8 protein-coding genes are annotated in these 5,388 nt (G+C 39.8%); all 8 read left to right on the top strand.

The annotated features are described in order from the left end of the window. The first annotated feature begins 53 nt into the window (after window positions 1-53). The gene (locus ACFIMI_RS09420; protein ID WP_375692514.1) at window positions 54-809 is read left to right on the top strand and encodes a type IV secretion system protein; all 756 of its coding nucleotides are present in this window, start codon (window positions 54-56) and stop codon (window positions 807-809) included. Window positions 810-821: 12 nt separating this feature from the next. After that, window positions 822-1,118 (top strand): EexN family lipoprotein, encoded by a 297-nt coding sequence (locus tag ACFIMI_RS09415; RefSeq protein WP_375692513.1) that lies wholly within the window; start codon window positions 822-824, stop codon window positions 1,116-1,118. Window positions 1,119-1,152: 34 nt separating this feature from the next. Beyond that, window positions 1,153-2,112 (top strand): type IV secretion system protein, encoded by a 960-nt coding sequence (locus ACFIMI_RS09410; protein ID WP_375692512.1) that lies wholly within the window; start codon window positions 1,153-1,155, stop codon window positions 2,110-2,112. Continuing rightward, entirely contained in the window at window positions 2,099-2,386 is a 288-nt protein-coding gene (locus tag ACFIMI_RS09405; RefSeq protein ID WP_375692511.1) for a type IV secretion protein VblB7, read from the top strand. The genes ACFIMI_RS09410 and ACFIMI_RS09405 overlap by 14 nt, the downstream gene beginning before the upstream one ends. Continuing rightward, the gene (locus ACFIMI_RS09400) at window positions 2,383-3,054 is read left to right on the top strand and encodes a virB8 family protein (RefSeq protein WP_375612435.1); all 672 of its coding nucleotides are present in this window, start codon (window positions 2,383-2,385) and stop codon (window positions 3,052-3,054) included. Before ACFIMI_RS09405 ends, ACFIMI_RS09400 begins: the two co-directional genes overlap by 4 nt. Before the next feature lie 2 nt (window positions 3,055-3,056). Beyond that, entirely contained in the window at window positions 3,057-3,911 is an 855-nt protein-coding gene (gene virB9 / locus ACFIMI_RS09395) for a P-type conjugative transfer protein VirB9 (RefSeq protein ID WP_375634900.1), read from the top strand. A 27-nt stretch (window positions 3,912-3,938) separates the two neighbouring features. Beyond that, window positions 3,939-5,054: a type IV secretion system protein VirB10 gene (gene virB10 / locus ACFIMI_RS09390; protein WP_375692510.1), complete on the top strand. Its 1,116-nt coding sequence runs from the start codon at window positions 3,939-3,941 to the stop codon at window positions 5,052-5,054. Between the two features lie 17 nt (window positions 5,055-5,071). Further along, window positions 5,072-5,388: ATPase, T2SS/T4P/T4SS family (locus ACFIMI_RS09385; RefSeq protein ID WP_375637979.1), on the top strand; the 317-nt coding region annotated here is incomplete at its 3' end.

Raw genomic sequence — 5,388 nt, 5'->3', positions numbered from 1 at the left:
GTTGGACAATCTCCAGAAAAATGGCTTCCTATTTTTCAAGAAAGGTCAAAGCAATGAAAAAACTTTTATTGGCAACAACCGTCTATGCAGCTTCATTTGGCTTTCAAACAAATGCATTCGCTATCATGGTATATGATCCTGCGGCTGTAGGACAAATAATGAAACAAGTCCAGCAAGGCACACAACAACTTAACAAATTGCAAGAACAAATTCAACAAGGCAGACAACAGCTTGACCAATTAAAAAGCCAACTCGATCAAGCAAAACAATTATATAGTTCCTTAAATGGAAAACCTGATTTATCCGCATTGCAGGAGTTGCTCAACAAGCAAGGGAGCAGTGGCGCTCTTCCTTCTGATTTTAATCATTTAGAACAATCAATAGATGGCACCGGTGGTGGTAGCGGAAACACTGAAAAATGGAAGGAAAAACTTTTATATAAAGAACCATCGGGTGGTAGTGGATCAAAAGAAGCCGTTGATGCTTTTTATAAACAAGAAGTTGAAAAACTACACAATCGCAATATAGGACAAGCAGCAACAGGGCAAGCTGTTTACGAAGATGCCGATAAAAAGAAAGAAGCCATTAGTAAGATTATTGAAAAACTCAAAAATGCTAAAACCGCTGCTGAAGTACAAGATGCTCAAACACAATTAGCAGCTATACAAGCAATATTACAAGCAGAAGCTTTACAAACACAAGCTACTTCTATGATTCAACAAGCTCAATCTGAAGCTGAAATTATACGTGCTAGAGAAGAAGCTAGTAAACGATACCAAGATTATGCAAGAAAAATCCGTGGTAATTAAAAGGAATTGAATATGAATAAAATCATCATAACAACATTATTGCTTTGCACAGGACTTATTACTGTCGGTTGCGAAAAAAACTACAGCGTAGAAGAATTTAAAAAAAATGAAAAATTAATGAGTGAATTTCAATGGAAATGTGCTGCTTCTGATAATTCTAAAAATTGTCAAAATGTCCGACAAGCCGCTAAGGAACTTGAAGTTGAACAACGTAAGAAAGCTGACGAAGATTACGAAAAAGCTCTAAAAGAAATAAATAAACAGCGAGAAGAACGAGCTAAAAGAAAAGCACAAGAAAGTACACAATGATTATTTTTACAAAAAATAATAAAATGGATATTTAATGCCGTTATTAAGTTACCTTCCTACATATACTAAGATAGATGACCGTTTAATGAATACCCTTGAAGGTATAATGGATAAAACCATTAGCCATCTTTCAAGTTCTTTATCCGCTCCTCTTTCGGCATCTTGTATAATTTATATTGCATTTATAGGGTATAACATTATGTATGGGCGTTCTTCTATGCCCTTATGGGATTTTATAGCGACAGCTTTCAAACTGGGCATTGTTGTTACACTCACTACAAACGCTTCTCAATATAATACCTGGGTCAAAGATATATTTTTCACTGATCTGCCTAATGCCATTGCAAATGTCACTCAAGGAGCAAGTTCAGATCAAAATGTCTGGGACAATATGATGAAACATGCTTCTGCTCACGTTTTTGATGCAGCAAACAAATATACAGAATGGTATGATATGGGTAAGTATCTTGTTAACTGGATAGCTGGTTTAATCTGTTTATTCATTGCTGGTTTTTTTAGCACTATCGGCTTCATCGTCACAATGTTTGCTAAACTTGGTTCATTTCTTGTCTTATCGGTTGGACCACTTTTTATAAGCCTTTATATGTTTTCAACAACAAGACGCTTTACAGAAGCGTGGTTAGGACAACTCGCAAATTTCATCATTTTACAAATATTAGTCACCTTGCTTGGTAACGTATATGTCAGTCTTGCAGTAGATATCCTTTCAGGTGAAATTACAGATATCATGTTTTCTGTAATTCAATTTTTGATTATTGGAACTGGTGGCATTTATCTTTTCATTCATTTACCCGGAATTGCCTCTGCTTTAGCTTCTGGAGGAGCATCTCTTGCAGGATCAACACATTTAGCTCACCATTCTAGTAGAGCAGCTGGACGTGGTGCTCTTGCAGCCGCTCGTTCTGGTGTTAGCGGTCTAAGAGGTTTGGCATCAAAATTTAGAGGAGGTAATACTACAAATGCTGGGGGTTAAAAAAATTGGGATTATTTTGCCATTTCTTTTTCTTAGTGGCTGTATGTCTTCACCAAACACGCTGAAATCACTCCCAAAGTGTGATGGATATTCTAAACGTCCGCTCAACAGATCAATGTGGAATTGGGAAGGGAAGAAGCCCACTCCAAGATCTATTATCATAAGTGGCAATACACAATCATCCGTGAAAGAGAGCAAACTTGAAACGCTTTTGGCACAAAAATTAACGGACGAAGAAATGAAGTCTTACAAAAATTGCGGGCAAAAAGCATGAAAGAGAACGCCGTAGAACAATATATTGCTGAAGCACGCTCGTTCGATCAAGATCGCATGCTCGCCTCACGCCGCACCACCCGCATCTCGCTTGCAATCGCCGGTATCGCGGTTGCTGTTGCAATAATGTCTTCTCTCGCGGTCATCACCCTCACGCCCCTTAAAACCGTAGAACCCTTTGTCATCCGCGTTGATAATTCAACCGGCATCACTGAAGTCGTAGAAGCCTTAAAAGAAGGTCCAACAAACGTCGACGAAGCCATCACACGCTATTTTGCAGCAAAATATGTCCGCTTCCGTGAAGGTTTCGTCGTAGAAGAAACACAAAATAACTTCGAAACCATCTCTCTCCTCTCTTCACCTGAAGAACGAGAAAGATTTGCTGGATGGTACGGCGCAAAAAATCCCCAAAGTCCTCAAATTCTTTATAAACACGCCACCGTTACAATAACAATAAAATCAATTTCTTTTATCAATGAAAATGTCGCCCAAGTGCGTTACTACAGAACTGTGCGTAACAACGACAACAACAAAGAATTCATCACCCACTGGGTTGCAACACTCACCTTTGAATATACCAATGCCCCTATCTCTGTCCAAAACCGTTTGATAAATCCTCTAGGGTTTATTGTTAATGAATATAGAACCGATCCGGAAGTGGTCAACTGATCATGACAAAAAAATTCCTTTTTCTCATTCTTAGGATTGCTGTTGCCTTTTCTTTGACAAATATAAGCTACGCGAGTGTTTTTCCCACCCGCGCGCCAAGCGATAGCCGCATTCGCTTTATCAATTATGATGCTTATAATGTCACAAAAATTATTGGCTCCATACGCTCATCGGTACAAATAGAATTTTCTCCCAATGAAGAAATTGCCCATGTGGCAATTGGCAACAGTGTTGCATGGGAAGTCGCCCCCGCTGGCAATATTCTTTTCCTTAAAGCAAGAGAAGTCCAACCCATTACCAATCTCCAAGTCGTCACCACAAAGCTTGATGGCTCAAAGCGCTCCTATCAATTTGAACTTACGATCAAAGATGGGGAAATTTCCTCTGGACAAGAAACATATTTCCTTGTGAAATTTCGCTACCCACAAGAAGAAGCAGAACAAAGAAGACTCGCAGCCCTTATGCGACAAGAAAAACAACAAGCCCAGCGTATCGATAATGTCTTCAACGCTTCTGAAACCTACGGACCACGCAATTGGGCTTACACCGCTCAAGGATCAAGCGTGCTCGAACCCTCCTCCGTTTATGACAATGGCAAAACCACAACATTTACATTTCCCGACAACCAAGAAATCCCTGCCATTTACATTGTCAGCAATGACGGTACAGAATCGCTGGTTCCCAAAACCACAAGAGGCAACATGGTGATAGTCCATGCCATTAGCGCACGCTTCACCCTAAGACAGGGAAGAAACGTCCTATGCGTCTTTAACGAAGCCTATCAACCCAAAGGCGTTAATCCAAATACCGGAACAACCTCACCATCTGTTGAACGTAAAGTTGCATCAGATCTTTAAATAAGCGGGAATTGAAGGGGACAACACATGAGTGATAAATCAAGCATCGAAGATCGAGGATCTATTGGGGATGGCAAAAATAATACATCAAAATCGGATACAAAAAAAATAATCATTATTATAGCTTTTGTAGGATTTTGCGCATATGTGCTTTGGAATATATTTTCAACACCACCAACATCAAAAGACACGGCAAATATTCATAAAAAACAAGACTTTAATAACTCAGTTACTCCCTTAGAATTAGTTTCCGCTGAATCACAAGCAAAAATTGCTCCAATTACACTACCACCCCCAGCGAAAAACCCAGAAAAAATAATTGAACATGATCCTTTACTTGATGCAGCACAACGTGCTCCCGTATTGGCTTTTACGAGCAATACCCCCCCTTCTTCAACTCAAATGTCGAGAAATAACTATAGTAATAATATAAGTGAAACTCCTAATAATGATTCACAAAGTTTTTCCTCACTTCTAAAGCCTACAAAAATAGAAGGTACAAGAGCTGGGATCATGGGAAATAGAAACTTTATCATCGCCATGGGAACTTCTATCCCCTGTATCTTAGAAACGGCATTAAACAGCGACCAACCAGGCTTTGCAAGCTGCATCATCAACCGTGATATCCTCTCTGACAATGGGCGCGTTGTTTTGCTTGATAAAGGAACCCAAGTCGTTGGAGAATACCGAGGAGGGCTTAAAAAGGGTCAATCTCGCCTCTTTGTGCTCTGGACAAGAGCAAAAACACCAACCGGTGTCATCATCAATCTTGCATCTCCCGCAACTGACAGTTTAGGTAGAGCTGGTTTTGACGGCAACGTCAACACCCATTGGTGGGAACGCTTCAGTTCAGCATTATTACTCACCGTTGTTGATAGCGTTACAACAAACCTAACCAATAAAAAGAAAGGCAATTCTAACTCAAGTGGTGGTTTCAACAGCTCTGAAGCAAGCAATATCGGAAAAGATACAGCCACCGTTGCCCTTGAAAATCAAATCAACATCCCGCCTACCCTAGAAAAATTTCAAGGCGAACTCGTCAACATCTTTGTAGCAAGAGATCTCGATTTTTCATCTGTCTATAAACTAGTAGTAACAAGCAAAAGGTATCACTCTACTCCCAGCTATTCCTTTTTTCATTAAGCCAATAAAGTCATATTATGCCATCAGCAAAAAATGCAGAACGAGCCTCCATCGTTTTAACAAAATTAAAGATCTTAGATGACTTCCTCAATGATGAAAATTTATTTGAAATTGTTGTCAATCGCCCAGGCGAAGTAATTGTTGAGGGTCCCAATGGTTGGCAAACCCACACCATACAAGAACTAACCTACAGCGAACTAGAAGGGATTGCGAAAGTTGTTGCTGCCTACACAACACAAAAAATTAGTGTAGAAAATCCCGTTCTCTCCGCAACACTGCCAAACAACGAACGCATACAAATTGTTATGCCTCCAGCAGTTGCAGCCAATACCAT

Source organism: Bartonella sp. AP4SXKL (assembly GCF_042195845.1).
In the GTDB taxonomy this organism is placed as follows: Bacteria; Pseudomonadota; Alphaproteobacteria; order Rhizobiales; family Rhizobiaceae; genus Bartonella.
The sequence above is the reverse complement of the archived record's forward strand: the minus strand, read 5'-3'. Positions and strand labels throughout refer to the sequence as shown.

Excerpts from the sequence above, each read along its gene's own strand:
- ACFIMI_RS09420 (WP_375692514.1), top strand. The coding sequence starts at position 54 with ATGAAAAAACTTTTATTGGCAACAACCGTCTATGCAGCTTCATTTGGC.
- ACFIMI_RS09415 (WP_375692513.1), top strand. The coding sequence starts at position 822 with ATGAATAAAATCATCATAACAACATTATTGCTTTGCACAGGACTTATT.
- ACFIMI_RS09410 (WP_375692512.1), top strand. The coding sequence starts at position 1,153 with ATGCCGTTATTAAGTTACCTTCCTACATATACTAAGATAGATGACCGT.
- ACFIMI_RS09405 (WP_375692511.1), top strand. The coding sequence starts at position 2,099 with ATGCTGGGGGTTAAAAAAATTGGGATTATTTTGCCATTTCTTTTTCTT.
- ACFIMI_RS09400 (WP_375612435.1), top strand. The coding sequence starts at position 2,383 with ATGAAAGAGAACGCCGTAGAACAATATATTGCTGAAGCACGCTCGTTC.
- virB9 (WP_375634900.1), top strand. The coding sequence starts at position 3,057 with ATGACAAAAAAATTCCTTTTTCTCATTCTTAGGATTGCTGTTGCCTTT.
- virB10 (WP_375692510.1), top strand. The coding sequence starts at position 3,939 with ATGAGTGATAAATCAAGCATCGAAGATCGAGGATCTATTGGGGATGGC.